Source organism: Granulosicoccus antarcticus IMCC3135 (genome assembly GCF_002215215.1).
GTDB classification, from domain to species: Bacteria; Pseudomonadota; Gammaproteobacteria; order Granulosicoccales; family Granulosicoccaceae; genus Granulosicoccus; species Granulosicoccus antarcticus.
The window spans coordinates 570417-597271 of the sequence record NZ_CP018632.1; the positions used below are offsets into that span (position 1 = coordinate 570417).

General features: G+C 54.2%; 24 protein-coding genes. 12 read left to right on the forward strand and 12 right to left on the reverse strand.

The genetic code is table 11. The features are described from left to right. Positions 1 to 33: 33 nt before the first annotated feature. From IMCC3135_RS02515 to IMCC3135_RS02525, 3 genes are read right to left on the reverse strand one after another with little or no spacing between them, the layout of a single operon-like run. Positions 34 to 2028: a preprotein translocase subunit SecA gene (locus IMCC3135_RS02515; protein ID WP_088916152.1), complete on the reverse strand. Its 1995-nt coding sequence runs from the start codon at positions 2026 to 2028 to the stop codon at positions 34 to 36. Further along, a complete protein-coding gene (locus IMCC3135_RS02520) occupies positions 2028 to 4175 on the reverse strand; it encodes a M50 family metallopeptidase (RefSeq protein ID WP_088916153.1) in 2148 nt (715 codons plus the stop codon). Before IMCC3135_RS02520 ends, IMCC3135_RS02515 begins: the two co-directional genes overlap by 1 nt. After that, entirely contained in the window at positions 4172 to 5719 is a 1548-nt protein-coding gene (locus tag IMCC3135_RS02525; protein ID WP_088916154.1) for an efflux RND transporter periplasmic adaptor subunit, read from the reverse strand. The genes IMCC3135_RS02520 and IMCC3135_RS02525 overlap by 4 nt, the downstream gene beginning before the upstream one ends. Before the next feature lie 331 nt (positions 5720 to 6050). Here IMCC3135_RS02525 and IMCC3135_RS02530 point away from each other — a divergent pair, with 331 nt between their 5' ends. Continuing rightward, complete coding sequence (locus tag IMCC3135_RS02530; RefSeq protein WP_088916155.1) at positions 6051 to 7085, forward strand: serine hydrolase domain-containing protein; 1035 nt, start codon at positions 6051 to 6053, stop codon at positions 7083 to 7085. A 178-nt stretch (positions 7086 to 7263) separates the two neighbouring features. On the opposite strand, the gene ggt is transcribed toward IMCC3135_RS02530, so the two are convergent. Both ggt and IMCC3135_RS02540 read right to left on the reverse strand, forming a co-directional pair. Beyond that, the gene (ggt, locus tag IMCC3135_RS02535; RefSeq protein WP_088916156.1) at positions 7264 to 9144 is read right to left on the reverse strand and encodes a gamma-glutamyltransferase; all 1881 of its coding nucleotides are present in this window, start codon (positions 9142 to 9144) and stop codon (positions 7264 to 7266) included. A gap of 322 nt (positions 9145 to 9466) precedes the next feature. Beyond that, on the reverse strand, positions 9467 to 10657 hold the full coding sequence (locus IMCC3135_RS02540) for a PQQ-dependent sugar dehydrogenase (protein WP_088921642.1): 1191 nt from the start codon (positions 10655 to 10657) through the stop codon (positions 9467 to 9469). Positions 10658 to 10824: 167 nt separating this feature from the next. Between IMCC3135_RS02540 and IMCC3135_RS02545 the strand changes: the two genes are divergently transcribed. After that, positions 10825 to 11883, forward strand: a complete 1059-nt coding sequence (locus IMCC3135_RS02545; RefSeq protein WP_169727397.1) for an extracellular catalytic domain type 1 short-chain-length polyhydroxyalkanoate depolymerase — start codon at positions 10825 to 10827, stop codon at positions 11881 to 11883. A gap of 35 nt (positions 11884 to 11918) precedes the next feature. Here the strand turns inward: IMCC3135_RS02545 and argS are convergent, their stop codons facing one another. Further along, positions 11919 to 13649, reverse strand: coding sequence for an arginine--tRNA ligase (gene argS, locus IMCC3135_RS02550; protein ID WP_088921644.1), 1731 nt, complete (start codon positions 13647 to 13649; stop codon positions 11919 to 11921). Between the two features lie 151 nt (positions 13650 to 13800). Then, positions 13801 to 14673: a LysR family transcriptional regulator gene (locus IMCC3135_RS02555; protein WP_088916157.1), complete on the reverse strand. Its 873-nt coding sequence runs from the start codon at positions 14671 to 14673 to the stop codon at positions 13801 to 13803. A gap of 118 nt (positions 14674 to 14791) precedes the next feature. Here IMCC3135_RS02555 and IMCC3135_RS02560 point away from each other — a divergent pair, with 118 nt between their 5' ends. The 3 genes from IMCC3135_RS02560 (at position 14792) to IMCC3135_RS02570 (ending at position 17110) form a co-directional block, all read left to right on the forward strand. Continuing rightward, positions 14792 to 15889 (forward strand): alkene reductase, encoded by a 1098-nt coding sequence (locus tag IMCC3135_RS02560; protein WP_088916158.1) that lies wholly within the window; start codon positions 14792 to 14794, stop codon positions 15887 to 15889. Between the two features lie 176 nt (positions 15890 to 16065). Next, the gene (locus IMCC3135_RS02565) at positions 16066 to 16500 is read left to right on the forward strand and encodes a GFA family protein (protein ID WP_088916159.1); all 435 of its coding nucleotides are present in this window, start codon (positions 16066 to 16068) and stop codon (positions 16498 to 16500) included. Between the two features lie 343 nt (positions 16501 to 16843). Beyond that, on the forward strand, positions 16844 to 17110 hold the full coding sequence (locus IMCC3135_RS02570; RefSeq protein ID WP_088916160.1) for a GyrI-like domain-containing protein: 267 nt from the start codon (positions 16844 to 16846) through the stop codon (positions 17108 to 17110). A 90-nt stretch (positions 17111 to 17200) separates the two neighbouring features. On the opposite strand, the gene IMCC3135_RS02575 is transcribed toward IMCC3135_RS02570, so the two are convergent. Further along, entirely contained in the window at positions 17201 to 19123 is a 1923-nt protein-coding gene (locus IMCC3135_RS02575) for an endo-1,4-beta-xylanase (protein ID WP_088916161.1), read from the reverse strand. Positions 19124 to 19530: 407 nt separating this feature from the next. Here IMCC3135_RS02575 and IMCC3135_RS02580 point away from each other — a divergent pair, with 407 nt between their 5' ends. Beyond that, positions 19531 to 19971, forward strand: coding sequence for a CBS domain-containing protein (locus IMCC3135_RS02580; protein WP_157735723.1), 441 nt, complete (start codon positions 19531 to 19533; stop codon positions 19969 to 19971). Between the two features lie 106 nt (positions 19972 to 20077). On the opposite strand, the gene IMCC3135_RS02585 is transcribed toward IMCC3135_RS02580, so the two are convergent. The 3 genes from IMCC3135_RS02585 to IMCC3135_RS02595 form a co-directional block, all read right to left on the reverse strand. Next, on the reverse strand, positions 20078 to 20875 hold the full coding sequence (locus tag IMCC3135_RS02585) for a hypothetical protein (protein ID WP_157735724.1): 798 nt from the start codon (positions 20873 to 20875) through the stop codon (positions 20078 to 20080). A gap of 115 nt (positions 20876 to 20990) precedes the next feature. Then, positions 20991 to 21392, reverse strand: coding sequence for a hypothetical protein (locus tag IMCC3135_RS02590; RefSeq protein ID WP_088916164.1), 402 nt, complete (start codon positions 21390 to 21392; stop codon positions 20991 to 20993). A gap of 200 nt (positions 21393 to 21592) precedes the next feature. Further along, positions 21593 to 22597 carry an AraC family transcriptional regulator gene (locus tag IMCC3135_RS02595; protein WP_088916165.1) on the reverse strand — a complete coding sequence of 335 codons (1005 nt, stop codon included), beginning with the start codon at positions 22595 to 22597 and terminating at the stop codon, positions 21593 to 21595. A 139-nt stretch (positions 22598 to 22736) separates the two neighbouring features. Between IMCC3135_RS02595 and IMCC3135_RS02600 the strand changes: the two genes are divergently transcribed. Both IMCC3135_RS02600 and IMCC3135_RS02605 read left to right on the forward strand, forming a co-directional pair. Continuing rightward, positions 22737 to 23552, forward strand: a complete 816-nt coding sequence (locus IMCC3135_RS02600) for an isocitrate lyase/PEP mutase family protein (protein WP_088916166.1) — start codon at positions 22737 to 22739, stop codon at positions 23550 to 23552. A 99-nt stretch (positions 23553 to 23651) separates the two neighbouring features. After that, positions 23652 to 23960 carry a hypothetical protein gene (locus IMCC3135_RS02605; protein WP_088916167.1) on the forward strand — a complete coding sequence of 103 codons (309 nt, stop codon included), beginning with the start codon at positions 23652 to 23654 and terminating at the stop codon, positions 23958 to 23960. Between the two features lie 81 nt (positions 23961 to 24041). On the opposite strand, the gene coaA is transcribed toward IMCC3135_RS02605, so the two are convergent. Continuing rightward, positions 24042 to 24998 carry a type I pantothenate kinase gene (coaA, locus tag IMCC3135_RS02610; RefSeq protein WP_088916168.1) on the reverse strand — a complete coding sequence of 319 codons (957 nt, stop codon included), beginning with the start codon at positions 24996 to 24998 and terminating at the stop codon, positions 24042 to 24044. Between the two features lie 326 nt (positions 24999 to 25324). Here coaA and IMCC3135_RS02615 point away from each other — a divergent pair, with 326 nt between their 5' ends. The 4 genes from IMCC3135_RS02615 to IMCC3135_RS02630 all read left to right on the forward strand — a co-directional run bounded on the left by IMCC3135_RS02615 (position 25325) and on the right by IMCC3135_RS02630 (position 26789). After that, positions 25325 to 25603, forward strand: a complete 279-nt coding sequence (locus tag IMCC3135_RS02615; RefSeq protein WP_088921645.1) for a type II toxin-antitoxin system RelE/ParE family toxin — start codon at positions 25325 to 25327, stop codon at positions 25601 to 25603. After that, positions 25603 to 25896 (forward strand): HigA family addiction module antitoxin, encoded by a 294-nt coding sequence (locus tag IMCC3135_RS02620; protein ID WP_088916169.1) that lies wholly within the window; start codon positions 25603 to 25605, stop codon positions 25894 to 25896. Before IMCC3135_RS02615 ends, IMCC3135_RS02620 begins: the two co-directional genes overlap by 1 nt. 146 nt (positions 25897 to 26042) lie before the next feature. Continuing rightward, positions 26043 to 26381 (forward strand): cupin domain-containing protein, encoded by a 339-nt coding sequence (locus IMCC3135_RS02625; protein ID WP_088916170.1) that lies wholly within the window; start codon positions 26043 to 26045, stop codon positions 26379 to 26381. 219 nt (positions 26382 to 26600) lie between these two features. Continuing rightward, positions 26601 to 26789: a hypothetical protein gene (locus IMCC3135_RS02630; protein WP_088916171.1), complete on the forward strand. Its 189-nt coding sequence runs from the start codon at positions 26601 to 26603 to the stop codon at positions 26787 to 26789. Positions 26790 to 26855: the final 66 nt, after the last annotated feature.

Below are 26855 nucleotides of genomic sequence, written 5' to 3' on the forward strand. Positions count from 1 at the left end.
TGCTCATTGCTATTCCTTACTCCGCCAGCCTGTTTACGTTCCCTTGCCGCTGATTGCCAGTTGGCGATTGAGCTGATCCTGCTCCTGGAAAACGGTTATTCGTTGTTGACGGTGTATACGTTCACAGCGACGCTGCGCATATTCCACCAGTTGAAGTGCCAACCACTGCCCAAGCCTTGGGTGGCGGTTCAAACAGTTATCGGCCAGATTTGCAATTTTCCTTAACTGGGTCTTGGTTACAAGTTCATCGCTCAGTGACAGAATGCTCTGGCAGGAGCCAGGATCCCCTTGGCGTGCCGCTCGGCCATACAATTGACGATCAACCCGGGAGGATTCGTTGATCTCCAGGTTGATGACATGCAATCCACCGAGCTCAGAGGCGTTAGCCTGTAGTGGGATGTCTGTGCCTCGGCCTGCCATGTTTGTCGCCACCGTAATCGCACCCGGCCTGCCTGCATTGGCGACGACCCTGGCCTCGTCCGCATCTTGTCGTGCATTGAGAAGCTCATGAGGTATGCCTTCCACATGCAGCAAGTCGCTGACCTGCTCTGAGAGTTCAACACTGCGGGTACCAATCAGCAAAGGTTGCCCCAGAGAGGTGCGCGTGAGGACCTCTTGCAATGCTCGCTCCAACTGTTCGGTTCGATTATTCAAGACAATGGTTGGCAGGTAACGCCGATGATTCTTCTTGTGGGGTGGGATCTTTACGACACCTCTGCCGTAAACCTGCCTCAATTCGGAGCGTACGTCGTAAATGGTCCCGCTCATGCCAGTCAGGTGGCGATAGCGACGAAAGAAGCTCTGGAAGCTGATGGCCGCTTTCACGCCCGTCTCGTCGCTGGGTGAACAACTCTCCTTGAGCTCAAGCATACGATGCAAACCGTGCTGCAGTTTTCGATCCGGCATGAGGCGACCGGTCGCCTCGTCAATCAGCTCGACACAACCGTTGCGTACTAAATAATGGCGATCACGCCTGTACAGATGCAATGCGCACAGAGCTTGCCGCACCAACTCGTTGCGGTATCGCTCGAATCGCCACACGCCATTGAGACGTTCCGCCAGGTTACGCACGGCGTCCAGACCCGTCTCAGTGAGCCAGACAGAATGAGTGTCATGCTGGATGCGAAAATCAGCACCTTCGTGCAGAGTCCGTGCGACACCAAGTGCAATGGCCGACTCGGTGACCGCAGAACGCTCGGCTTGTAACGGCTCTGCCAGTATCAAGGGTGTGCGGGCATCGTCAATCATCACGCTATCGGCTTCGTCTATGATAGCGAAGCACAGCCCACGCAAGACAGGTTTCGTCGGTGCTGTAGACAGCAGCGAGCGCAGCCGGCTCTTGAGTCCCAGATGGTAGCCATCAAGTTGCTGCAGATCACGCAGGTAGTCAAATACAATCTGCTTATTGGTGCAGTAGACAATATCGGCCCCATAGGCTTTGTGGCGCTCGTCATCACTCATGCTATCGTTGACGACGCTGACGCGAAGACCGAACCGTGTATACAAGGGGGTCAGAGCGGTAGCGTCGCGTTGCATGAGATATTCATTGACGGTGATCACATGAACTGGTGTGCCAGTCAAAGCGACAACAATCGCCGGTAATGCAGCCGTCAGGGTTTTACCTTCCCCGGTATTCATCTCGACAATATTGCCGTGCAACATGGCCCAACCTGCGAACAGTTGCTCTGTGTGCAGGGTAACGTTGTGTGTGCTACGCGCCGCTAGTCGAATGGCTGCAAAGAGTTGCTCAGCGACCGTTATGTCAAGCGATCCACCTTGCAGTTTTTGTCGACAATAGTTGATCTGCTGGGCTAGTGCCGATGCGTTCAGCGCAGCAAGACGTTGCTCCTCTGCCAGTACGCGTTTGAGTACCGGTTTGAACTCAGACAACGTTCTGATGGGGTTTTTCCATTCCTGCCAGGCGTTGCTCAGCCATTGGTCTGCCGTATTGAGAGGCTTTGCTGGAGCTCTTTCGGGCCTGTCACCCAACAGTAGTCCGGGGCGTGAAGCTTGAATCAAATGGTTCATCAAACATCCTGCCTGCCGAGAAAGGCTCGTTGCATGATGACTACCAGGCGACTGAGAATGGGTCTTGATGCGTGTCGAAAAACCACGCTGACATGGCTGCCCACGTTGAGGTGCGGTGCGTTCTCGGGCCAGGCAAGTTCAATATCGAAAACCGATTCGAGCACCGTGCGTCCGTCGCCGGCCGAGTCTGCGACAAGCTCGCCGCCACCGGCCGTGGTGAGTCCGGCACTGGGTACCACTGATGTTGACTGCGGTGTCTGGCGATGTATTCGAGTCTGGTAAACCTGGCGTTTGCCAGCTTGCTCATCAAACCGGAGCTCCGCTTCGGTCTCGCCCTGTTGGAACCAGGACGCATCTGCTTGCTCAATGGCGATGCGAACGGTTCGCGCGTGACTCGGTACAACGTAGGCCGCTAAGGCTGCGGGCGTAAGAAACTGACCTTCCAGTGTTGTGTTATCAGTGAAAAAGAATCTCCCGGCCGACTGAGCCGTAACAAGCTGTCGGGCGATGTTGTCATCAATATGCTTAAGCTTTACTTGCAGTGTTTCGATCTCGTGCCCGTACTTTTCGTGATCTACTCTGTCGCTCAGGTCGAGCCCTGTGCGCACCGCTTCAAGCTGATCCAGCTGCGCCTGTAAAATGTCCTGTTCAGTCTCAAGCTGAGGATCCTCGCAATAAAACAAGGGTTCGCCCAGTGTGACCGTTGCTCCGGAGAGAACCCTCACCTGAGTGACCTCACAGAGGCTTTGCACACGCACGATAGCGTTTTCTGGTAGCCAGACGACACCCCTGGATACCGTATTCAACGGCAGAGGCAGGTAGGTTACTGTCATTGCGGATAGTACAAAAAAACTTGCGGTCACAACGATGGCACGCGGTCTCGAGGATTGTGGTGTAACGGCGACGAACTTCAGCAGTTTCCACAAGGGCAGCCCTACCAGGCTCACCACTACCCAGATGGCCATTGCCGTACCGAAAAAGAAGAATTTTTCGCTGAGCATCAAGGCGATTGCAAACATGATGGCAAGCTTGTACGTACTTGAGAGCAGTCCGTACAGAATCAGCCAGACACCCTCGGCACGATCCGCCAGAGGCGTCTGCTGCGAAGGCATGCCAAAGAGTTTGTGACGGGCCAGGCCCAGCAGGTATTGTCGTGAACGATCCGCCAGATTCGGAATCTCCACAGCGTCTGACAAAATGTAGTAACCGTCGAATTTTAGTAGCGGGTTGCCATTGAATAATAACGTTGATCCACCACCGATGAGCATCAACATCAGGGCCAGATCGTGCAGCAGACCGTCGCTGAAACACCATACAAGGGTGGCGATTGCCGCCACCGCCAGCTCAACCAGAATCCCCGCAGCACTGATCAGCATCCGATGCCATTTGTCAGGCAGAACTGATGCGGCACTGGCATCTACGTAGGGCAATGGTAGAAAAACCATCAGCGCTATACCCAGCTCATGTACCTCGCCGCCAAAGCGTTTGATAGCGAGACCATGGGCCAATTCATGTACCAGTTTAAGGGCCGGGTAGAGCGACAGGAAAAGCACTAGATTGCCGGCAGAAAACATATCAAAGCTGGCAACCTCGTAACGTAGACTGGCCCAGCGTGGTAGCAGTAGAAAAAGGCTAAGTACCAGTAGCCCCACCCATATGACCAGTGCTGTTCGCGAGAAAAGGCAACGCGCGAGGGGCTGCAACAGGTTGAGCAGTCGGTCAGGATCGAACAGTGTGAATTTCAAAAACAGAGGGTTGAGATAGCGTTGCCTGGCATCCTTTCGTGCATTGTCTTTGCTGCGAGAAAACAGTTGCTCGGCATCCAGTTTGCGGTTGACCGAAAGCAGTTCAGCTTCATGCATGCGTGCCAGGAGGCCGATCAGTTGGGGTTGTGTCGGCGCCTGGTTGCCCTGTATTTCAAGGGCGCGTTGCCAGACCGAATCGAGTGTTACCGACCCATCCAGCTCAGCAATCATCTTGAAGACGGCGGTATCGACCCGGTGATAGGCGCTGGTCGATTTGCGATGCAGTACGAAACAGGGCACCTTGCGGTAACGGTGACGATAAACAACGACGTCACTGGCTAGCCTGAGCTTCAAGTCTTTGACACGATACCAGTGTTCGCTGAACAGCGGGTCCTGCTTCACCCTAACCACTCCCACAATCTTTGACGGCCCCACTCGACAAAACGATGGGTCCAGAGCCACAACAGGCTGGCCTCTCCCACAGCAAGTTTGACCATGCCGGTTTGACCGGGGCGCAGACCCGCAGCCCCTTGTTGGAGCGTTGCCTCAACCAGGAAACGATTGACGCCGCCATTGGCCTGTGCAATCGGATGAATGGCACTGACGTCAAGCAGCAGCTCGGTGCCCGGATCGGCTGCCAGGGAGAGTCGTCCCGTCTGTCCTGGCTGCACATACGACACGTCGGTTTCGTGGACCAGTAGATGCACGTCGTAGCCATCAGCGGGAGCCATTTCCAGTAGTACCTTGCCGCGCTCTACCGACATGCCCAGTGACTGGCTTAGATCACCGCTGACAATCACGCCATCGATAGGAGCCGTCATGGTGGTCCGTGATAGTTGCTGTTTGCTCAGTGCCAGCTCAGCCTCAATCTGGTCAAGTTCAGCCTGCGCAATAGCCAGCTCGTTGCGATCGTAGCCGGCCATGACGGCACGCAAATGTGCGCGGGCGCTTAGGATCTGGTTTTCCTGGCCAGCTAGCGTCAATTCAAGCTCCCGGGTGTCCAGGCGAATCAGGCTATCTCCAGTGCGCACAAGATCCCCCGCGTTGACAAAAACACGATTGATAAAGCCGCTAATCGGAGCCGCGATGACGCGTCGTTCGGTCGGTACTATTTCGGCAGATGCCTTGACATGATGTGTGACTGGAAAGACATAGGCTAAAACCAGCAATAGAACCAGAATGACTGCAGTCGCCTTTGCAATCAGCTCTTTCGGCGCTATCAAGCTTGCCAGGTTGCTGCGTATTTGCATGCGTATCATCTGCACGGCGCTACGTTCAGCGTCACGACGCAGGGCAATGAGAGGCGCGGCAAGAGCGGCAATCTGGGTGAGCAACTCGAGTGTCATACGTGACCACGACTGCTCAGCCCGGCGCTGCAATAACAAGGCGCCTATGACAGTTTCCTTGTCACACAGCGGGATCGTGCAGATATGCAAGCTTGCCTGTCCCTCTGCCAATGCGTGATGGCATTCAACCGTGTGCGAGGTTGTGCTAGCTCCAGAGTAATCAATGGTGATTCCCTGATCGCAGGCCTCCTGCATGGCCTCACGCAGTAACCGGATCTCGTCAGTCCGAGCTTCGATCACGGCCTGCTGCGATATGGCCGCAATCTGGATCTTGCTATCGATCACCAAGCCAATGGCGATACGATCGCACTGGAAACGGTGCTTCAGATCGTTGGCAATGGCCAACAAAGCGGCTGGCAGCGTAAGTTGATCAGTAAAATCTGCCAGAACTTCAAGTAGGGTTGCTTGCCTTTTTATATGAAATTCGGCAAGACCAGGCCGTGCTGCTGAACGTTGCGATGGTTTCTGCCGAATAGTTGGACTGTTGGCAGCAGGCCTTAATCTGTTAATAGCCTGATTCGTTGACACAGCCTGGCCTTGCCCACCCTTATCGGACGTGGACCAGTTCTCGTCGTGATCTGCATCGCTTGCTAGCGGCATGTGAATCCGGTCAAGTTCCAGGAGTATTTCTTTTCGTAGTCAAAGGAAGCCTTTTAAAGCCTCTTCTGGTTGGGCTAACGGCAGATTTGAGTAATACTTTGATCGGGGCTTGAGGAGAGGGTATGCATATCCCCGTCTACTCGGCTTCAATGAGCCACTTGGCAACTTGCGCGCTGGCCGAACTGCACTTTAACTGTGCTTGAGAACAAAGGTTTCTTTCCAGAAACGTGGTGTCGGTAATGCGCGGGCCTCCAATCGTTCTCAATGTTACGTAGTAGAATGACAACCGTCTGCAGTCTCACGGCGCTCTTAAACTCTAAATGATGCAAGCATGAAAAGACGAACTCTACTCAAGAGCGCTGCCTATTGTCTGGCTGCAACCAGTCTGCCAGCCTTTGCTGCGACCGGCAGTGAGACCGCCAACACGCCTGTTACGGCTGCTGACGCCATCAATGCATTCGCAGATGCAGCACGACAGCTTGATCGCCTGCACGGGCTCGTGGTGATGAAGCAGGGCGAGATTGTCCTGGCAGAAAATTTCCGTGGGCCACCGGTGGATAAGGCCGTCAATGTCAAATCGATATCCAAATCAGTTGTGGCGGGACTGGTTGGTTGCGCTATCGAGCGGGGCAGTCTGGTTGGCGTCGACGCAACGTTAGGTGAGCTGGCTCCTGATCTGGTGCCGGTCGATGCCGATGTTCGTATCGCCAAACTGAGCGTGCAGGATTTTCTGACGATGCGTCTGGGTCTTGAGAGTCAGTCAGGGGGCAATTATGGTCGTTGGGCAGCTAGTGACGACTGGGTCCGCTATGCACTGACACGGCCCTTCACCTCGGCTCCGGGTGGCAAAATGCAGTACTCGACGGCAGGCTGGCATGTGTTAGGAGCCATTCTTTCTGAAGTGACGGGCAAGAGCCTGTTGACCCTGTCTCGTGAATGGCTCGGAGAGCCCCTGGACATAGAGTTTGCAACCTGGACGCGGGATCCTCAGGGGCGTTACCTGGGCGGCAACGAGATGTCAATGTCACCGCTCGAGATGGCTCGCTTTGGTGAATTGTATCGCCTGGATGGTCGCTGGAATGATGAATTGGTGATGGTGGAGGATTGGGTCCGGCAAAGTTTTGAACCTAAAACCGTATCGCCGTGGTCCGACCATGCTTACGGCTATGGCTGGTACCTGTTGCCGCTGGCTGGCCAGAAAGCGGCCTATGCACGCGGATACGGCGGGCAGCTTATCCATGTGGTGCCGCAGGCGGGTCTGGTTGTGGCCATGACGTCGGATTCATCGCGCGCCGCACGAAGTGATGGTTATATTGCTACGCTGCATTCACTGGTAGAGGACTACCTGATAGCAACGCAGGGATGATGCGTAGAGCGGTGTTGATGGTGGCTGTGAGTGGTTGCACGTATCACTAACCAAACGCACATTGCCTGAGGCTGGGAATCGGACGGATTCGTTGCTGATCTTTCGGGGTCGCTCAAACTGAAAACGGGGCCTATTGGCCCCGTCGACTTACCTTTCTGGCACTGACAACTATTGCCAGTCAGGGCGTACCCATCGCAATTCCTTCACGACGCGGATCTGCACCACCAGCCCAAGTGCCTGAGCCAGGGTGGCTGCTCAGCAAGCCTTCGCTGCCATCTTCGCGCAGACCGTTGAAGACAAATCCTTGCAGGCCACTGGTCGCAGCTCGTGTATCGTCGACTGTGTGGCCAAGACCTTCAAGGCCGGCTTTGATCAGCTCGACATCGACGCTGCCTTCCTCGACTCGTACATTAGTCGAGTTGCTGGCACCGAAGTTGGGCAGGTTGATCGCCTGCTGGATATCCAGATCCCAGTCAATGACACCGATCAGGGTTTTAGTTACGTACTGGATGATCTGACTGCCACCCGGAGAACCAATCACCATTTCAATTTCATCGCTGCTGTCATTGAGGACAATGGTGGGTGCCATAGAGCTACGCGGCCGCTTGCCAGGCTCTACCCGGTTAGCGATAGGATTGCCGTTCTCGTCGGTCGGACTGAATGAGAAGTCGGTCAGCTCATTGTTCAACAGATAGCCATTAACAAACTGCAGGCTGCCAAAACCGCTTTCGATAGTCGTGGTCATTGATACCGAGTTGCCTTCTGAGTCAACAATCGAGATGTGGCTGGTTGAAGGCAGTTGCAGTGAGTTGTCTTGGCCCATTGCTACTGTGACGCCCGGTGGAAAGCCTGCATCCGGACTATCCATTGCCATGCTGGCTTCGATCAGTGCCGAACGTGTATCCAGGTAGGCGCTATCGATAAGACCATCAACCGGGACATCGACAAAGTCGCTGTCAGCCATATAGGCACCGCGATCGGCATAGGCCAGTTTGTAGGCTTCAAGTATCAGGTGGTTGCTCTCGGCCGTATTCGGGCCTGTTGCTGCCAGGTCAAAGCGTTCGAGCATTTTCAGAGTCATGCCAACGGTCAGCGCGCCTGAGCTTGGAGGTCCCATGCCGCATACGCGATAATCAGTTCGGTAAACTACGCAGACAGGTTCACGCTCGATTGCCGTGTAGCCCGCCAGATCTTCGAGTGACAAGTCGCCCGGATTGGTCGGGTGGTTGTTGACTATGTCGACCATCGCCTGGGCCAGTGGACCGGTGTAAAACGCATCCGCACCCTGTTCTGCAACCGTGCGCAGAGTGGCAGCGAATTCCGGATTGGTCTGAACGGTTCCGGTGGGTTTGGCTGTGCCATCTTCTTGCAGAAAGTACGCAGCTGCAGCTGGCTGTGCTGCCAGACGTTCTGCGCTACCTGCGACACTGGTGCTCATACGATTAGATATTTCAAAACCGTCTTCACTCAGCTGGATGGCTCTGTCAAACAGGCCAGCCCATGGCAGTGCACCATGTGCAGTGTGGGCCATTTCCAGGCCACGTAGCACGCCGGGAGTGCCGACTGACAGCCCGCCGCCCACGGCATCGGAAAAGCCCAGTGTGTTGCCTTCTTCGTCAAGGAAGCGTTCCGGGGTGGTGGCTGCTGGAGCAGTTTCGCGCGCGTCATAGGTGGTCAGAGACTTGGTCGCAGCATCGTAGTACACGATGAATGCGCCGCCACCGATACCGGATGACTGAGGTTCGACCAGATTCAGGACCGCCTGTACAGCAATGGCAGCATCGATTGCCTTGCCGCCATTAGCCAGTACATCGACACCGGCCTGGACGGCGACTGGGTTGGCGGCTGCCACCATGTTGTTGTCTGCAAAGCTGATTTCCTTGACTGTATAGCCGGACGGAATTTCGGGGGGAAGGAAGTCATTATCACTGCCACCACCGACGTCGGTGATTGGGTCAGTTATAGGGTCGACGTCATCATCGTTATCATCACTGCAAGCCACCAACGCAAGGGAAAGTCCCAGAGCGAGGGCCAGCTTGCTGAGCCGATGTGATCGCATGAGTTTATGGTGGGTGCTGATGTACGGTTGGGTATCTGGGTTTAGTTTGGAATCTGGCAACACTATCGGAGTCTCCCGTCTTGTTTTATTTTATTGAAAACTATCAGACTGCGAAATCAGTATGCCTGACGGGGCCTGCCCGGGGAATCACTTTTTGTCTGAAATCGCCTATTTGCGGGTGTTTGACTTTTTCCTTAGCCTGCAATGTTTTTAAAGTGCTTGTTTTAATCAATAGAAACAGGGCTGTGCCAGTCTTGGCTTATTGTGAGATGTGTGCCGATATTTTATTGGGATTGTCAAGTTGTTTTGATAATGGTGTATTTCATCTCCCGGGCTTGAGCCTAAGCATCACTCCATCGCCTGAATCAGTCAGAATGATCACCGACCCATCCTGCGCCACATCCACATCACGAACCCGGCCCTGGCCTTGTAAGTAGCGCGCCTCTCCGGTGACGCGAGTGCCGTCCAGCTCCAGCCTCACCAGCGCCTGTCCTGCCAAACCACCGATCAGAACGCTACCTTGCCAATCAGAAAATAGCTCGCCTTCATAGAAGGCCATGCCGCTGGGAGCGATGACGGGATCCCAGTAATACAGTGGTTGTTCGAATTCACTCTCGGCGGTAATGCCTTGTCCTATCGGACTGCCTGAGTACTCCTCGCCATAGGTGACGACAGGCCAGCCGTAGTTGAGTCCGGCTTCTGGTCGGTTCAGCTCATCGCCGCCGCGAGGTCCATGTTCAACCGTCCAGAGTGCGCCATCGGGTCCCAGGGCTGCTGACTGGGGATTGCGATGACCATAGGACCAGATCTCAGGCAGTGCTCCTTCAATCGTTGGATTGCCGGATGCGGGGCCTCCCATCGGATCAATGCGTACGACTTTGCCCAGAGTGGTTGAAACATCCTGGGCCAACTGCCGTGGCTCACGCTGCGAACGTTCGCCGGTTGTTATGAAAAGTGCGCCCTCCCGGTCGAAGGCCAATCGTGAACCAAAATGGGCAGTGGAGCTCCAGGCTGGCTGTTGCTGAAAGATCAGCTGGACATCCTCAAGCTCAGTTCTGTCAGGCGACAACACACCGGTGGCCACGGCGGTGGCATTCTTGCCATTGCCACGAGGCTCGGCATAGCTCCACCAGACACGTCGGGTTTTCGCAAAATCCTCTGCGATCAAGACATCCAGCAAGCCACCCTGACCACGCGCATCCACTTCGGGAAGACCTTTTATCGGGTCCGATAGCACACCCTCTGTTGACACTGAGCGCAGGGTTCCTGCTCGTTCTGTGACTAACCAGCTGCCATCCGGTAGCTGGTCCATTCCCCAGGGATTGCTCAGGCCTTCAGCGATGATTTCCTGTTGTAGTTCGACGCCCTGATCAATGACCGGTGCTCGGGTCTGGCCTTCAAAGGCGGGTCGTTGCTCGGGTGAGTTGGGCGGCGTTACATTGAAATCCTGCGCGCTCAAAAGGGCTGGGGCTGCGGCAAGGGCTACGGCCAGCATCAGGCGAGTTCGGGTCATGTCAAAGTTCCTGTCGAGTGACTTTTTGACACTATAAGGGAACTGGGGGCTGCCACCAAGCCGTTGCATCATGTACGACCTGCCGGGCTCGATTCCTGAGATGATGCAGTGAGGAAGGCGGATCTGTTGTTCGTCTCATGAATTCAATGACAAGGAAGTGAGCCTCTATGCCTCTGTACGAACTCGCAAAGTCTTCGATTGGCCGATGTTTTGCGGCTGTGTATGTGTTGATTGCAGGCCTCGTATTATCTGTGGCTCTGCCCTCGATGGCATTGGCACTTGAGCAGGTGGGTGACTTTGGAGAGAATCCGGGTGAGTTGCTGATGTATCTGCATCGACCTGCTGAGGAGCGCGACAATATGCCTCTGGTAGTCGCCCTGCACGGCTGCCAGCAAACGGCTGAAGGCTTTGATGAGGCCACTGGATTAAGGGCGCTTGCCGAGCAAATACCGTTCCTGCTGTTGCTGCCAGAGCAAAGTGAGAAGAATATGTCCAGGCGCTGTTTTCGTTGGTACGACACGGACGATAATCGGCCGCGGCAAGGCGAAAGTGCATCAATCCTGGCAATGATCGATAACCTCATCGAAAAGGAAGGCGTAGATCCGTCGCGTGTCTATGTTCTTGGACTCTCTGCTGGTGGCGCCATGAGCGCGGTGCTTTTATCTAATTACCCCAGTCGATTTGCAGGCGGCGCCATCTTTGCCGGCTTGCCGTTTGACTGCAACCAGAGCGCCGGTGCGTTTGATTTCAGCTGGTACTGGCTGCACTACATCCCCTATGCACTGGATGGTGCGGATGCCAGCTATGCTTGTGGGGTTGCAGGTTTTGGGTATACGAACCGCGAAGCTGAGCAGTGGGCAGAATTCATCACGCAGAACGCAGAATCGATGCCCGAACAATGGCCGTTGATATCACTGTGGCAGGGCACGGCTGATGAGACGGTCGATCCGGACAATCTCATGGAATTGACTGAACAATGGACGGCTGTTCAGAATATCGACACGGTGGTGGATGTTCAGCAGGTGTTTGGCAATGCGACCCGAGAGGTTTATCACGATGAGACGGGGAATCCGCGAGTGGAGGCCTGGTCACTTCAGGACTTTGGCCATGCTGTGCCAATTGATACCGATGGCGACCCCGAGGATTGTGGTGCGGCGGCGGATTATATTGTTAATGCAGATCTGTGTGCGGTGAGGCGAGTGGCCGAGTTTTGGGGGCTGCTGTGACACTGAATGAGTCTGCAGCCCCTTCTCAGCTCTCGCTACATTTTTTCTGGCGCCCGTATCCCCAACAATGACAAGCCAGTAGCCAGCGTTCGTGCCGTCAAACGACACAGCGCCAAACGGCTCAACCGTGTCTCTGCGTCCGGGGCATCCACCACTGGGCAGGAGTTGTAGAAGCCGGAGTAGGCTGTGGCCAGATCGAACAGATAGGTAGCCAGTCGATGGAACAGCAGTGAGTCGGATACGTCTTCGACGACATCGGCAAAACGCAGCAGTTGCATGGCCAGCAGCTTTTCAGCCTCGTCAACGATAATCATGGGGGCCTGGTCGATCTGAGGGGCGTCGATGCCATGACTTGCCATGGCGCGGCGTACGATGGACTGAACCCGGGCGTAGGCGTATTGCATATAGGGGGCGGTATTGCCTTCCAGCGCCAGCATGCGATCGAAATCGAAGACGTAATCGCGGGTGCGTTCGCTGGACAGATCGGCGTACTTGACCGCACCAATGCCGACCATCTGCGCCACTTCCACGCGCTCTTCAGCCGAGAGTTCCGGGTTCTTGGCTTCAATGGTGGCCGCAGCTCGATCAATGGCCTCGTTCACCAGGTCCGACAGGCGAACCGTGTCGCCTGTGCGGCTTTTGAACATCTTGCCATCCGAACCCAGTACGGAGCCGAAGGCGATGTGTTCGGCAGTCGCCGGTGCTTGTAACCAGCCAGCCATGCGTCCGGCCTCATAGACCATCTCCAAGTGCTGTGATTGGGGCGAACCCACCACATACAGCAGGCGATCGGCGTTTAGTGTCTGCGTGCGTTGACGCAGTGCTGCCAGATCCGTTGCAGCATACCCGTAGCCACCATCGCGCTTGCGCACGATCAGGGGCAGAGGTTCGTTATCACGATTGGTAAAGCCGGGAGGAAACAGGCACTCGGCACCATCGCTGGTCTGAATCAGGCCCAGCGAGCGCAGCGCTTCCAGGGTGGGGGCGAGTTCATCATTGTAGGCACTTTCGCCGACGAATTCAGAACCATCGAGGCGTACTTCCAGTTGCGCGTATACCTGCATGAAATACTTCTGCGACTGTTCGATCAGCAGCTTCCAAAGGCGCAGGGTCTCGACATCGCCCGATTGCAGTGACACGACACGATTGCGCGCTCGTGTCTGGAATTCTTCGGAGTCTGCGAATTTCTGGCGGGCCGCGCGGTAGAAACCGTTCAGATCTCCCTGTGAGAGCTCCTGGGTGGCTTCAGTTTCGCCCATATCCAGCAGATGCTCGATAAGCATGCCGAACGGGGTGCCCCAGTCGCCTAAGTGGTTGCGCCGTATCACATTATGTCCCTGCCACTCCAGCAGGCGCACGCAGGCGTCCCCAATGATGGTGGAGCGCAAATGGCCGACGTGCATCTCCTTAGCCACATTCGGAGCAGAATAGTCGATGACAATGGTTTGCTGGCTCGGCGGCACGAATCCCAGCAGCGCATCAGCGCGCTGTTCGGCCAGAAGTCCACCCAAGGCGCCGGGGGCCAGCGTGATGTTGATGAAACCGGGGCCGGCAATCTCGAGCTGGTCGATCAGCTCGTTGGCAGCTACCGCCTCGATCACGGCTGTTGCTATCTCGCGTGGGTTCTTTTTGAGTGCCTTGGCCATGGCCATGGCCGCATTAGCCTGAAAATCGGCATGGCGGCTGGCCTGCAGCAGCGGGTCAACGGGCTGGGTAGCCGAATCGGTGCCAATACTGTCGGCCACCTGGGTGAAAGCTGCGCTCATGATGGCGCGTACACGTTGTTCCGGGCTGATCACTGGATGAGAATATAGCGTGTTGGTAGGTCGTGCAGCTTACCGCATAAGGCCAAAAAGAGCGCGCTTGGCAAAGAATGCGGACCCGGTGGAAAAAGTACCGTCTCATGATCCTTCAATACTAACTGACAGATTGCTCGCCTTCGAAAAGCCCGCGTTTCTCTTTGAGCCTGTCTAGCAGAAACTTACGACAAAGTTGCACGCGTCGGGTCTTTCTCAGATCGGTATGGCTCAGGACCCATACCGACCAGTCTGAAGGGGGCAACGAGATGGGTAGCTTGATCACGTCATCATGGTCGAGGCTGTCTGGCATATAACAATGCATGCGGGCTACACCGAAGCCTGCGCGCACAGCCGCGTACATACTCGACAGGTTATCCACACGCAGTGCAATACTGGCTTTGGGAAAATGCTCTGCGACCCAGTCAGGTCGTGCTTCCTGATCACGCCACAATACAATACCAAGAGGTTCATCGGGGGGCCGTTGCCTGCTTGAGTAGATGCCGTGCTGCAACCCGGCAACCTCATGTCCTACCAGATAGTCAGGGGGCGCCTGTGTCAGCCGAATCGCCAGATCAGCCTCACGGCTATTCAGATTTCGCAGTCCCGGGCTGACAATCAGATTCAATTCTATCCCCGGATGTTTTCGCTGAAACTGCGCCAGATCCTCTGCTAGGCAGTACTCGAACATGTCGTGTGTCATGGTCAGACTGATAGGCCCTTCCAGTCGGCTATCCCGACCATACAAGGTGCGTGAAAGCTGCTGTGACTGCTCCTCCATCTGCTGCGCCTGTTCGAGGATTGTATCGGCAGCCTCCGTCATTTCATAGCCGTCGCGTTGCCGGATGAACAGCTCAACGCCGTGTTTCGCTTCGAAACTCTGGATACGACGGGTAACGGTGGAGTGATTGACTCCCAGGACTTTGGCCGCCCCCGACACGCTGCCAGAGCGGGTCACGGCCAGAAAATAGCGAATGTCGTCCCAATTATTCATCCCGCATTTTTGCACAGTTGCAATGCGTTTATTGCGAATTTTCCATCACTCCGGGAATCTATACAATCCTTGTCGAGCAGGGCAATACCCGCCTACTCTATAAAACAGGAGTCTTCTCATGACAACGATTTACGATCCCATGAATCTGGGGGCTGTGACGTTGAAGAACCGAATCATCATGGCGCCGATGACCCGAGGACGTGCCGGCAGCTCAGGTGTACCCGGAGAGTTAATGGCGACGTACTACGCTCAAAGGGCTAGCGCAGGGTTGCTCATTGCCGAGGCTACCGCAGTCAGCGCAGACGGTCGTGGATGGTTGAACTCACCCGGTCTGTTCAACGATGAGCAACAGGCAGGGTGGTCGAGCGTAGCAGAGTCGGTTCATCAAGCCGGTGGCAAGTTGTTTGTACAACTCTGGCACATGGGTGCAACCGTGCATCCGGATTTTCTCGACGGCGATAAGGCCGTTTCCTCTTCGGCTATACGTCCAAAGGGAAAACACGCGACACCTTTGGGAGAAGGGCGGGAGCTGGGTACTGCCAGACCCTTGTCAATCGAAGGCATCAGCATACAGGTACAGAATTTTGCCAGGGCGGCTCGTCGTGCCATCGATGCCGGCCTGGATGGCGTCGAGATTCACGCTGCCAACGGTTACCTGATCGATCAATTCACACGCGATAGCTGTAATTTGCGAACCGATGACTACGGCGGAAACATTGACAACCGTTTGAGGTTCATGCGAGAGGTGGTGGCGGCCGTGTGCAAAGCGATTGGTGCTGACAAAGTAGGTATTCGGCTTTCGCCCACCAATGTGTCATGGGGCGTCAGCGACAGTCAGTATCAGGAGACATTCACTCAGGCAGTCAAGCAGCTCAATGAGTTTGGTCTGGCCTACCTGCACTTGCTGGAACACCTTCCAGGCACTGAGAAAGCCGTAGCAAAGCTGGATTATCTGACTCCGCAGCTGCGCAAGTATTTCGATGGACCGGTGTTGGTCAATGGAGGGTATTCCCCAGAATCAGCACAAAAAGCACTGGATAGTGATCTGGCTGATGGCGTGGCTTTTGGAGTGCCGTTCATTGCCAATCCGGATCTGGTGGCGCGATTTGAAACCGGCAGTGAACTGGCTGTACCCGAGTCACAGTACTTCTATACTCCTGACTCTGCAGGGTATACAGATTACGAATCACAGTCACCATGTCGTATTTGCATCTGACTGAGTGCCATGGCTAGGGTCGCATTCGCTTGAAAGACAGTGGACTGCCGTGCAGAATATCGGCAGGGTGGTGGGTGATCAGCCGGTGACTGGCTGGATCTGCGAAAGCTGCGCAGGATTTGTCAAACGTGGCTGTGTTCAGATAAGAACTCCCATAAATTGATGAGGATGACGAGATGAACGAATATCACGGAAAATGTGTGTGTGGCGCTGTTGGGATCCATGCGAAGGCCGCGGCCAGTGTTGGCAGCTGTCACTGTGAGACGTGCCGACGTTGGTGCGGAGGACCGATGTTTGCGGTGCATGCTGAAGGACAACCGACAATCACTGGCGAAGAGTCCATTACCCGCTTTCGTTCATCGGATTTTGCTGAACGCGGCTTTTGCAGTCAATGTGGCAGTAATCTCTTCTATCACCTGTTGCCAGGGGAATTCAGTGCGGAAGGCGCTTATATGCTGGCCGCGGGTATGCTGGAACTTCCTGATGATATGTCTTTCGACAGTGAAATCTATGTCGACTCCCAACCAGACTGGTACCGTTTCGATAAGGCTGAATCACGAACGCGAATGACTGAGAAGGAATTTCTGCAAAGCCTGGGTATCCCCATTTGAAGACAACGCAGCAGCGACATGCACAGCGTATCCAGCGCGTCATCGATCATATTCACGGCCATAGTGCAGAGGGCCTCGGAGTCCGGGTTCGAGAACCTGCAGGCGTTCACACGACTGTTTTCTCGCACCTACGGCTTGTCACCGGGGAAGTTTCGGGCTGATGCTGGGAACAAAGGGGCGGAGCTGCATTTTTCTGCAGGGGACGAGCCGACAAGTGCGAATGTCAACTTGTCACTATCGAGGTGGGGGGGAGTCGGATTCAGCCTCGGCAATGCCTGCCACCGACAGACAGGCGTTCGCCAGGCGTCTATTTCGATGATCCGGATATCGTACCCATGGAGCGTTGCCGATCCTTCGCTGGTATTCCCGTGGCGCTGGACTTTCAGGTACCCGAAGGGTACGAGGTGCAAGAGGTCTGCATGCCACCTGTCTGCATACCGGGCCCTATGCTCTGTTATCGGACAGCTATCGCTGGCTGTATCGACACTGGTTGCGAAGCTCGGCGCACGATGCACGTGATAACCCTTGTCATGAGGTTTATCTGAATGCGCCTTACAATACGTTGCCTGCGAAGCTTGAGACGTTGATTTGTTTGCCGTTGGAAGCGTGAGTAAGCATCGCCTCTGAGGCGCTGCAGGATAAAGCCCTCAGCGCCGAAGAAGCGGTAGTCAACTTCATGGCATTTCATGAAGTTGGTCTCTTAGTTTCCGCCTAAAGCTTCCTGCAATGCCTGATAAGCAGGCTTGGTCACATAGTCAGTATTCAGATAAAGCGGTGACTGGGTGGTTCGAAACGAATAACGATCCGTAAAGCCCCAGCTCTGAATCACGGTGCAGCGCACCTGTGCCAGACAGGTGTCGACGATGCTGCTGTATACATCAGCCTGAGTTTGCTCGCTATCGTCGTTGACAATGGCAACATCCAGCTCGGTGATATGAATATCGAGTCCACGTTCTGCAATTGCTGCCATGTTGGCCGCCAGCTCATCGAACTGGTCGAAGCTTGAGAAGACGTGTAATTGGAATCCGACGGCATCCACGGGTACTTCACGTGCCTCCAGTCTGTCCAGCAGGCTTAACAGGCCGTCAAACTTAGGTCCGGCAAAGCCGATGTCGTATTCGTTGAGTACCAGTACAGCAGTGGGGTCCAGCTCACGAGCCTGGGCGAAAGCGATATCGATGTATTGCTCTCCCATCGCTTCAAACCACAGGGAATCACGCATGCCACCGTCGTCCGCTACCGGCTCGTTGATGACATCCCAGTAGGTGACATCGTCACTGTAGCGATTCATGACGCGGGTGATGAATTCACGCATATGAACTTCGCGATCTTCAACCTCGCTCTGCTCCACCCAATCGGGCAGACTACGATGCCATACCAGTGGATGACCACGTACCTGCATGTCGTTGGCTTTGGCAAAGCTGATCAGGTTGTCCATGTCGGCGAACTCGAATTGCCCTGGCACAGGGTTTATTGCGATCCACTTCATGGAGCTCTCCGGTGACATGACACCAAACTCGCTGGCTGCGATCGACTCGTAGAGCGCACCGTCTGCCTGCATGTAGAACACCGGGGATATGGCGCTGCCGAACTGGACGTTTGAACCTGCTGCAGCTGCTTTCAGGCGTTCGCCGCTGCGCTCAAAGTCTGCAGGTTCAACCACGTTCAGAGTGATCTGGTCGAGTCCGGTCAGTGATGGATCGTCGGCATCACGGGTCAATACATCGATGATGAGGGTGCCTGCGGTCTCTGGCACGGCATGCAGGATTTGCCATTCAGGCGTACGCGCATCGGGCGTCAGGATCGCGTTCGCAGGTGGGTCAACCAGCTCGATGCTAGGGGTCGTGCCATTGCGGTCGGTACCGATGATGAAGATGGATACGGGATCGCCAGCTCTGACGGTGTAGGTGGCTATTGGCACGATAGAGGGTGCAATGTTTGGCACGCTGGCAGGATCAGATGGTGGGTCGATTGCGATCAGCACCGTCTGCGAGCTACGATACTCGCCATTGTCCGGATCGATGGCCACTACGGTGAAGCCGGTGATGCCGATATCGGCCTGGTAGGTCTGCCAGTTCAAGGTTTTAGTGCCGTCGAAGTTGTCATCAAAGGTAGCGCCTTCAGGCAGTGCCAGTGGGAACATCCCCGGCAGTTCCCCTTCCGGGTCACGCGGCACGTAACGAATTTCCAGTCGTTGTCCGGCCTCTACACGTACATTGGACAGCCCCTCGAAAAACGGCGCGCCGTTGCTGGCCGTATCTACCTCGGCAGGCACGGTTATCTCGGCTTCCGGCAAGCCGGCCGAGAAGTCCGCTTCCGTCAGATCTGCGATGATTTCATCATCGATCCGAGGTCCGGTGTCGCGAACCAGGGCGTAGTCGGTGACGGTATGGAATACTGAATCGAACGGCACGGGCTCATCATCGGCAGAAGGGGCTTCCGTCAATGGCGGATTGGGTAGTGGTTCGAGTACCAAAGGGGTAAGCGAGGCATCTGGCACTTGGGTCGTTGGTTCATCACTATCGCTACTGTCACTGCAGCCGGATAGCACGCCAAGGAGAATGCTGATCAATAGTGCAGACAGTCTGAACTGTCGACCTGCAGCAAGGTGATTTGAGGACATAGGGGGTGATATTCGGAATAGTCAGATATTGTAGCGGATGCGACAGGGGCGGAGTCTGACGCTTGGTTCACCTCTGAGATGATAGGACGGTTAAGGTTTGGAAAGAGTGTCCAGAATCAAATAAAAGCAACCTGAAATTTGCTATTTCGAGGTGAAATGAACAAATAGCAGCACAAATGTTGCTAGATGCCGAATCAACGAGCGAGCACCGGGGTAAAAAATTGTTGTCAGATGATCCCTGGCAAGGTTTGCTCGGGGATGAGTCGGAGTCGTGACGCCGAATAACGGTTTTATAGGCTTGAATCTGAGCAGCGTCCGTGCCGAGCCAGCGCGGCGAATTTATTCTGCTAGCATTCTATGAGCTTGTTCAATACGCGCACACTACCGTCAAACCTGGAGTCGCCGTTATGAAAGAACCGTTGCTGAAATCCATCATGACCCCGTTTCCTTATTCGGTGGAATCGACAGCGTCGCTGACTGAAGCCAGGGAAATGATGCAGGAGCATGGTGTCAGACATCTGCCGGTTACATCCTCGCACCAGCTGACGGGCCTATTGGATATTATGGATATCGATAGCGCAACTGAAAAACTGGCCGAAGGAACAGATCCTGATCAAGTCACCGTCAAACAGGTGCTCGCTGATCGTGATTACTACAGCGTCGATCTGGATCAGCCGCTGCATGCGGTGCTGCGTGAGATGGCATATGAGCATCTGAGTGCCGCGGTGGTTACCACCCATGGGCGTCTGGCGGGTATCTTCACCGCAACTGATGCCTGCAGGGCGTTTGCCGATCACCTTGATCGCCAATTCCGGCCCGGTGAAGATGAGCCGCCTGAGGCCGCCTAGGAAATTTCTGAAATCTGTAATTGAAACAATGCAAGTCATGAGACTCGACAGCAAAGAGCTGCTGTCGAGTCTGTCTGGAAAGCTACCTACGAACAGAGCTTTCCTGTTAGACGCAACAAACAGCACCTTCGGTGTGTACTGGCACACCGTCGGGATCCAGAATGTTGGCTATTGGTGATTGCCCGGATTCACACCGATAATCGGCATCATTGATTGAGCCATCTCCAATATCGCCCACGATAGTGCCTCCTTCATATTCGCAATCCAGTGTTGACATGGTTGGTCTATCTGCGCCAAAAGAGGGCAGTCCCGATCCAGCCTGATCGTCCAGGTTAGGTGAATCGTTCCCTGTTTCTTCATCTGTCTCGGGGGCTGCCTCTTCACTGGAGCAACTGTTCAAATCTGCCAGTGTCGGTGTGGTCAGCAGAGTCAGATCCAACGTTAGATTTTCTGTTACATCACCGTCCTCGTCGAGGTCGTTCTTGTCTTCTTCGGCAAGTGTCACGGTCAAATTATCATCACTACGTACGATTGTTGACGCCACATCGGCAATGGAGTATGAATCACCACCTTCTGGTGTGAGGGTAATCGGATCTCCAATGACGTAGCAGTTTTCCCCTGAAGAATCGGCTGTGCCGTCTTGTTGATAGTCGTACCGGGTCAACACGCCATTTGACGCAATATTCCAGTAGACGGTGTTTTCAACTTCATCAACGGTTGTAGAGCCATCCCAAAGACCGGCGATTGAGGTGGTATCGCCACCGGGTATTCCGGGGGTGATGTTGCTGTCAAGATCCGGATTGAAATCGCTCGAGCCGTTATCGGAGTCATCGTTGTCACTGCAAGCAACCAGTGTCAGCATGAGTGATACCGCTACAGCTTTAGTGAGGAGTTTCGTAGACATCGTGATTTTTCCATTTGGGACAATAAGCCCAAACAATACTACACTTTTCATGCCTATGCAGGCCAGTAAGGTAATAGGCCTCTCTTGTGGTTCATGCATGGCAAAGGTTGACAGCCTAGGCATCAGTGGTCGCTGGTGCTATCTGTTGACCTTCGACCATCTTGCGCAACTCCATTCGATTCTGTTGTGTGGTCTTGAAGCGGCTGATGACGAACAGGTTGAAGAAGTGAGCAAGGCCGAGAATCAACAGGACAAAGCCCAGTTTGGAGCTCAGGAAGACCAGTGCCTGATCCAGATCTTCAATGGAGCGTCGAGTTTCTAGCTGCAACAGCGCAAAGCCCAGATTGATCAGATAGAAGCCGACAACCAGTAGGTGGTTGATCGAATTGGCCAGCGCCTCATTGCCGCCGAAGCCGTCGACCAGAAAGATGCTGCCATTCTTGCTCAATGTTCTGGCGACCAGAACGGTAATTAGAATTACAAGCAGAATGTAGGTTGCGTAAGTCAGTGTAAGCATGGAAATATTTCTCGGTAATTGATGGGATTTGTTTAAACCGAGGCCATTATTGCCATGGGAATTGCACAAGGCGTCCGAGCCGATAAGTGCAGAGCAGATATATATTATTTCCTATATTATCAGTTGGTTATGTGGTTCCAGAATGATCAGATTGGAAGTTGGAGATTGCTCCAGAGGTCGAACGGGTTGCCGAATTCGGGCTACGCCTGATGCCGTTTACGGTACTTGCCAGGTGACTCGCCGACAATCTGGCTGAAGGCGGTATAGAAGCTGGACTGTGATGTGAATCCTGCGGCCAGACTGATGGCCAGCACTGACGCTGTGGGCTCGGTCAGCAGTTGCTGCTTGGCATCGTTGATACGATGCTCGCGTATGAATTGCGAGAAACCGTAACCATGTTCGGCATTGATCAGCTCGGACAGCTGGTGCTGCGACAGTCCCAGGTGTTCCGCCACCATTGATAGTGACAGGTTCTCATTACGGTAGAGTTTGTCCTCCACCATCAGTGCGCTCAGCCTGACCAGTTCCACAGGGCGATTGACTTGCGTGAGTGTCGTTTTGGCGTATCGAACCTCGGCGGCTTCACCCAGATTGGTGGCCACATCCGGAAAGACCAGCAGGGTTACCAGCACCACCAGAAACGACAGACCGATCAGCAGGCCATAGCCGGTGACGAACAGGCTGGCATCGATCGTTGCAACCGCAGCTAATACGCTGATGACAACCGCCGTTAGTAAAAAGAAGGCAACAGCAAACAACTCGATCCTGAAGCGCTGGCGTTTATCGCGCAGTTGGTAGAGCTGAAACAGCGAGATGGCCATATAGGTCGCGCCCAGGACGAAGGCGGCTGGAATGGTGAATCGATTATCGATAAACAGGTTTAACAAGAGGGGGATCGCATGCAGGCAAGATCGCAGCGTCAGCCTGGCATCGACCAGCAGGTACTCGCGCAGGAACAGATAGAACGCCGGTGACGACAGCAGGATCAGCGTGGAGTACCACTTGGATGCGAACAAGTCTTCCGGGTTGTCGATGTGTTGCAGATGCAGCAACTGGGTGACGCAAAAGGTCAGCAGCAGAATTGCAGCGGTCGCTATCGATGTCCAGGATTTGTTCCAGCGATGATAGAGCAGCGAGTATGTGCCCAGTAGCATCAGGGCGCTGACCACTGAAAACCCGATTGAAATGGTTAACAGTGTTGTCATAGGTAAGTGCCTGGTTTGATGCGGTGGGAGTATAGCGGTTGGCGTGCGAATGGGTTTTATCGGCAGGTTTGAGCAGATCTGGGATGCACGGTAAGCTCTAACTGAAGACCGTATGCCGCATCACTGGAGAGACACGCCCATGAACAACGACGCAGGTTCACGTTTCCGCCAATTGCATCGCCCCGGAAATCCCTTCATCCTTGCCAATGCCTGGGATGCCGGGTCGGCAAGAATGCTTGAATCACTCGGTGCCGAAGCCATCGGCACCTCCTCGGCTGCACATGCGTTCACGCTGGGTCGGCCGGATATGGGGCATGTGACACGGGACGAGGCGCTGGCTCATGCCAGCAGCCTGATAGCCGCCGTCAAGGTGCCGGTCTCCGGCGACTTCGAGAACGGTTTTGGCGACGATCCTGATAGTTGCGCCACGACGGTGAAACTCGCCTATGAAGTTGGCCTTGCCGGTATTTCCATTGAAGACACGGCACTGCCTTTAGCGAGCGTATACGAGCGTACGCTCGCTATAGAACGTATACGAGCGGCCAGTGCGGCAGCACGTGCACTGCCGGGAGACTTCATGTTGGTGGCACGGGCCGATGGAGTGATGAATGGGCAATACGATCTCGACGAAGCACTGGCAAGGCTTGCAGGATACGAAGCTGCGGGTGCTGATTGTGTGTATGTGCCGTTGCCCGGGACGCTGGAGGATCAGGCTCGCGTCTGCGCTGCCACGAAGCTGCCGGTGAACGCTCTGGCAGCAGGGTCTTTTACGCAACACACACGAGCACAGTTCGCCGCTGCAGGGGTTGCGCGTATCTCCCTGGGGTCGGCACTGGCGCGCGCCACTCATCGTGTCATTAACGACGCTGCCAGCGCCATGTTTCAGGAGGGGGATTTTTCGAGCTTGTCGCAGTCGATATCCGGTGATGTCGTTGATGCTTTGCTGAGTCGATAGGTCGACTTTGCTGGTTTGCAGAATAGGGAACAGTTTGATGGTCAGGTGCCATGGAGAGTAGGATAACGACAGCCATGAACGTAACTGGAGGTACCGTCAATGACTCAGAACGACAACGCAGATAACAGGCCGAGGCAGGTTACGCAGATGAACGAAGAGGAAGTGGAAGGGCGCTTGAGTGCGCATCGCTATATCCTGTCGCATCTGCTGGCCAGACTTTCCACCGATCCCGGCGAACAGAAAGCCTTGCTTGGCTGGCTGAATGAACGGGCCAGCGTCAACGACGGCGAGGAGGATCCTGGCGCTGTCATTGTGCAGGGTTATGCCGAACAGCAGGCCAGGGCGGATGAGTTCAATATCATCTCGGAAGAGTTACGCAAGCTGGTTGAACTGGATAGCGGGCGATAAGTTTCGGAAATGACGTGAGGCACGTTTGAGCCTTCACTTAAGAGTCATTCATGACAGATCGCTTGCTCGAGCAGGCCGGAATTACAGCTTTCGCAAGTGAACGGCGTCGATGGCGTGCGTCGGTCCCTTATGCAGTATCAGTTTTGCACGATACTTGGTGGGTTCAATGTTCTCGTGCAGGTTCACCTGGTTGATCGTGCGCCAGATTCGGTTGGCGGTCTCGATGGCTTCGCTTTCGCCGAGTTTTGCGTAGTCCTTGAAATACGCATCGGGCTGGCTGAAAACGGTTGATCGCAGGTTTAAAAAACGCTTCACATACCATTGTCGCAAGACATCCAGATCGGCATCGATATAGATGGAAAAGTCGAAATAGTCCGAGATGAAAATCTGCGATTCTCCGAGGCGCATCTTGCCACTTTGCAGCACATTGAGGCCTTCGACGATCAATATGTCCGGCTGGTCAACCTCAATGAATTCATTCTCGATCCGATCGTAGAGGCGGTGCGAGTAGATGGGAGCCTGAAGTGCGCCGCGGCCACTTTTGACGGCGGTCAGGAAGTCGATCAGAGCAGCGCGATCGAAGCTTTCCGGGAAGCCCTTACGATGCATCAGTTTGCGTTTTTCGAGCTCGGCGGTTGGGTACAAAAAACCATCGGTAGAGATCAGATCGACCTTGGGGTGCTCTGGCCATCGTGCCAGCAGCGTCTGCAGGACTCGAGCGACCGTGCTTTTACCCACGGCGACAGATCCTGCGATGCCGATGATAAAGGGGACCTGCTTGGTGTTGGTTCCCATGAACTGCTGGGTGCCTTCATTGAGTTGCTGAATGGAGGCAACATAAAAGCTCAGCAGGCGTGACAGTGGCAGATAAACCTGGGCGACTTCGTCCAGAGATACCCGCTCGTTCATGCCGCGCAGTTCTGTCAGCTCCTCCTCGCTCAAAGGCAGCGGCGTATTTTTACGCAGCCGAGCCCACTCGGTAACTGAGAAGCTACGATAAGGGGATAACTGATCCTTATCCGGGTCGATATCGGACATCTGTTCAGTAATATCTGGCGACTGATCGGTGGGTATTGTTACTGGTATTGGTTAGGCGAGTCAAACCGCTGGCAGATGGGCAAGGCTAGATTCAACTCAGTCAGCAACATTGGGAGGCAGGCTAACACCGGGGTCTTAAGTCCAGTGGTATGAAAACGTACGTTGTCCATGTTTGTCGCCGAATGTCTCTGGAGTGCCCTAACCGGTCGTTGGAAAGGTTAGTGGATACAGAGCACGGAGCCCTTTTTATCAAAGTCAATCACAGATCCAGTTAACAGGATCTGCGGCTATTGTTGCGTGGTGCGCAACATGCTATGGTGCGAAGCATGATCACTTCGATTCGGCACAGAGGACTAAAACAGTTTTTCGAATCTGGTAGCAAAAAAGGTATTCAGGCGGGACATGAGAACAGACTGCGGTTGATGCTGGCTGCGCTGGATACATCAACTAATATCGACGACATGGACGTGCCTGGATATCGATTGCATCCGCTGAAGGGAAAGTTGAATGGACGATGGTCTATATCGGTGAGTGGGAATTGGCGGCTCACATTTAAATTCACAGATGGCAATGTGCAGTTGCTTGATTATGAGGATTATCACTGATGAGAATGCACAACCCTCCGCATCCTGGTGACTTTATTCGCGAAACGTATATCGAACCGTTCGATATTAGCGTGCGCATGCTTGCAGACAACCTGGGAGTATCCGCTTCAACGCTGAGTCGGATTATCAACCATCATAGTGGTATCAGTCCATCCATGGCTTTGCGACTGTCGAAAGCACTTGGTAGATCACCCGAAAGCTGGATAGCGATGCAGTACAACTTTGATCTGTGGAAAGCCAGGGAATCAACAGATCTTACAGCGGTACAGAAAATAGATTTTAAAGCTGCTTGACTGTTAATCGCGCGCTGGATTCAAAATTCACTGTGAGCGCATGTCTTTAGCCTCTTTTTGGTGATGAAGGTAGTCTCTGATCGGCCCGAAGCTGCCATAGTCCCTCTTTGTATAATGGGTGAAATAGCGGAGATTGCGTGTAGCTAATGATCGTCTCTAAGAGTAATTCAGAGCACTATAAATGGGGCGACGGCTGTGACGGCTGGCATCTGGTCAAGACACATGCTCTCAGTGTCATACAAGAAAGAGTGCCAAGTGGTTGTGAGGAAATTCGCCACTACCATCAAAAGTCAGAGCAGTTTTTCTTTGTCCTTGCGGGAATCGCATCACTAGAAGTGAATGGCCAGGAGAACGAACTCCAAGCGGAGCAAGGTATTCATATTGAAGCAGGTGTCCCTCACCAGCTTCGAAACGACCAGAAATTTGATTTGATATTCCTCGTAACATCAGTGCCGCCAAGCCATGGGGATCGCGTGGATGCCTAGTGGGTAGTGACCGATGGCGATTGGTCTCTCATATTGCAAGGTGAACCCCATGATAATAAGGGACGATAACAGACCGCAATATTTATCGGAAAAAGCGTCATAAGTATGACAATTACAGGGTCTTAGTGGTTGTTGTTATATTTCTATTGCAAATGGAAATAAATCAAATATCTAGCGATACATGAATAACAAGATTATTTTAAAAGGAGAGGAAGCCCGATGAATAAAGGAAAATATATTCCAGCACTATCGATCATCGTTTTTACGATGACCTCATGTGCAACAGCACCCACTGTTGACGAGATAGTGGCTGATGGCGGAATAATCGTGGAGTTTGAGGAGCTTATCGGAGATTCAGGCGTGACATTCGTTGGTGAAGGTGATGCCTGGTATAACTATCTAGTGTAGTGAAACGTGCTAATCATTCGAATGATTAGCACGTTTCACTACACTAGGACCTGAAGGCAGGAAGGT

Bases quoted from the DNA above. Each gene is read 5' to 3' on its own strand.
- IMCC3135_RS02515 (WP_088916152.1), bottom strand. From the start codon at position 2,028: ATGAACCATTTGATTCAAGCTTCACGCCCCGGACTACTGTTGGGTGAC.
- IMCC3135_RS02525 (WP_088916154.1), bottom strand. From the start codon at position 5,719: ATGCCGCTAGCAAGCGATGCAGATCACGACGAGAACTGGTCCACGTCC.
- IMCC3135_RS02530 (WP_088916155.1), top strand. From the start codon at position 6,051: ATGAAAAGACGAACTCTACTCAAGAGCGCTGCCTATTGTCTGGCTGCA.
- ggt (WP_088916156.1), bottom strand. From the start codon at position 9,144: ATGCGATCACATCGGCTCAGCAAGCTGGCCCTCGCTCTGGGACTTTCC.
- IMCC3135_RS02540 (WP_088921642.1), bottom strand. From the start codon at position 10,657: ATGACCCGAACTCGCCTGATGCTGGCCGTAGCCCTTGCCGCAGCCCCA.
- IMCC3135_RS02545 (WP_169727397.1), top strand. From the start codon at position 10,825: ATGCCTCTGTACGAACTCGCAAAGTCTTCGATTGGCCGATGTTTTGCG.
- argS (WP_088921644.1), bottom strand. From the start codon at position 13,649: ATGAGCGCAGCTTTCACCCAGGTGGCCGACAGTATTGGCACCGATTCG.
- IMCC3135_RS02555 (WP_088916157.1), bottom strand. From the start codon at position 14,673: ATGAATAATTGGGACGACATTCGCTATTTTCTGGCCGTGACCCGCTCT.
- IMCC3135_RS02560 (WP_088916158.1), top strand. From the start codon at position 14,792: ATGACAACGATTTACGATCCCATGAATCTGGGGGCTGTGACGTTGAAG.
- IMCC3135_RS02565 (WP_088916159.1), top strand. From the start codon at position 16,066: ATGAACGAATATCACGGAAAATGTGTGTGTGGCGCTGTTGGGATCCAT.
- IMCC3135_RS02575 (WP_088916161.1), bottom strand. From the start codon at position 19,123: ATGTCCTCAAATCACCTTGCTGCAGGTCGACAGTTCAGACTGTCTGCA.
- IMCC3135_RS02580 (WP_157735723.1), top strand. From the start codon at position 19,531: ATGAAAGAACCGTTGCTGAAATCCATCATGACCCCGTTTCCTTATTCG.
- IMCC3135_RS02585 (WP_157735724.1), bottom strand. From the start codon at position 20,875: ATGTCTACGAAACTCCTCACTAAAGCTGTAGCGGTATCACTCATGCTG.
- IMCC3135_RS02590 (WP_088916164.1), bottom strand. From the start codon at position 21,392: ATGCTTACACTGACTTACGCAACCTACATTCTGCTTGTAATTCTAATT.
- IMCC3135_RS02595 (WP_088916165.1), bottom strand. From the start codon at position 22,597: ATGACAACACTGTTAACCATTTCAATCGGGTTTTCAGTGGTCAGCGCC.
- IMCC3135_RS02600 (WP_088916166.1), top strand. From the start codon at position 22,737: ATGAACAACGACGCAGGTTCACGTTTCCGCCAATTGCATCGCCCCGGA.
- IMCC3135_RS02605 (WP_088916167.1), top strand. From the start codon at position 23,652: ATGACTCAGAACGACAACGCAGATAACAGGCCGAGGCAGGTTACGCAG.
- coaA (WP_088916168.1), bottom strand. From the start codon at position 24,998: ATGTCCGATATCGACCCGGATAAGGATCAGTTATCCCCTTATCGTAGC.
- IMCC3135_RS02615 (WP_088921645.1), top strand. From the start codon at position 25,325: ATGATCACTTCGATTCGGCACAGAGGACTAAAACAGTTTTTCGAATCT.
- IMCC3135_RS02620 (WP_088916169.1), top strand. From the start codon at position 25,603: ATGAGAATGCACAACCCTCCGCATCCTGGTGACTTTATTCGCGAAACG.
- IMCC3135_RS02625 (WP_088916170.1), top strand. From the start codon at position 26,043: ATGATCGTCTCTAAGAGTAATTCAGAGCACTATAAATGGGGCGACGGC.
- IMCC3135_RS02630 (WP_088916171.1), top strand. From the start codon at position 26,601: ATGAATAAAGGAAAATATATTCCAGCACTATCGATCATCGTTTTTACG.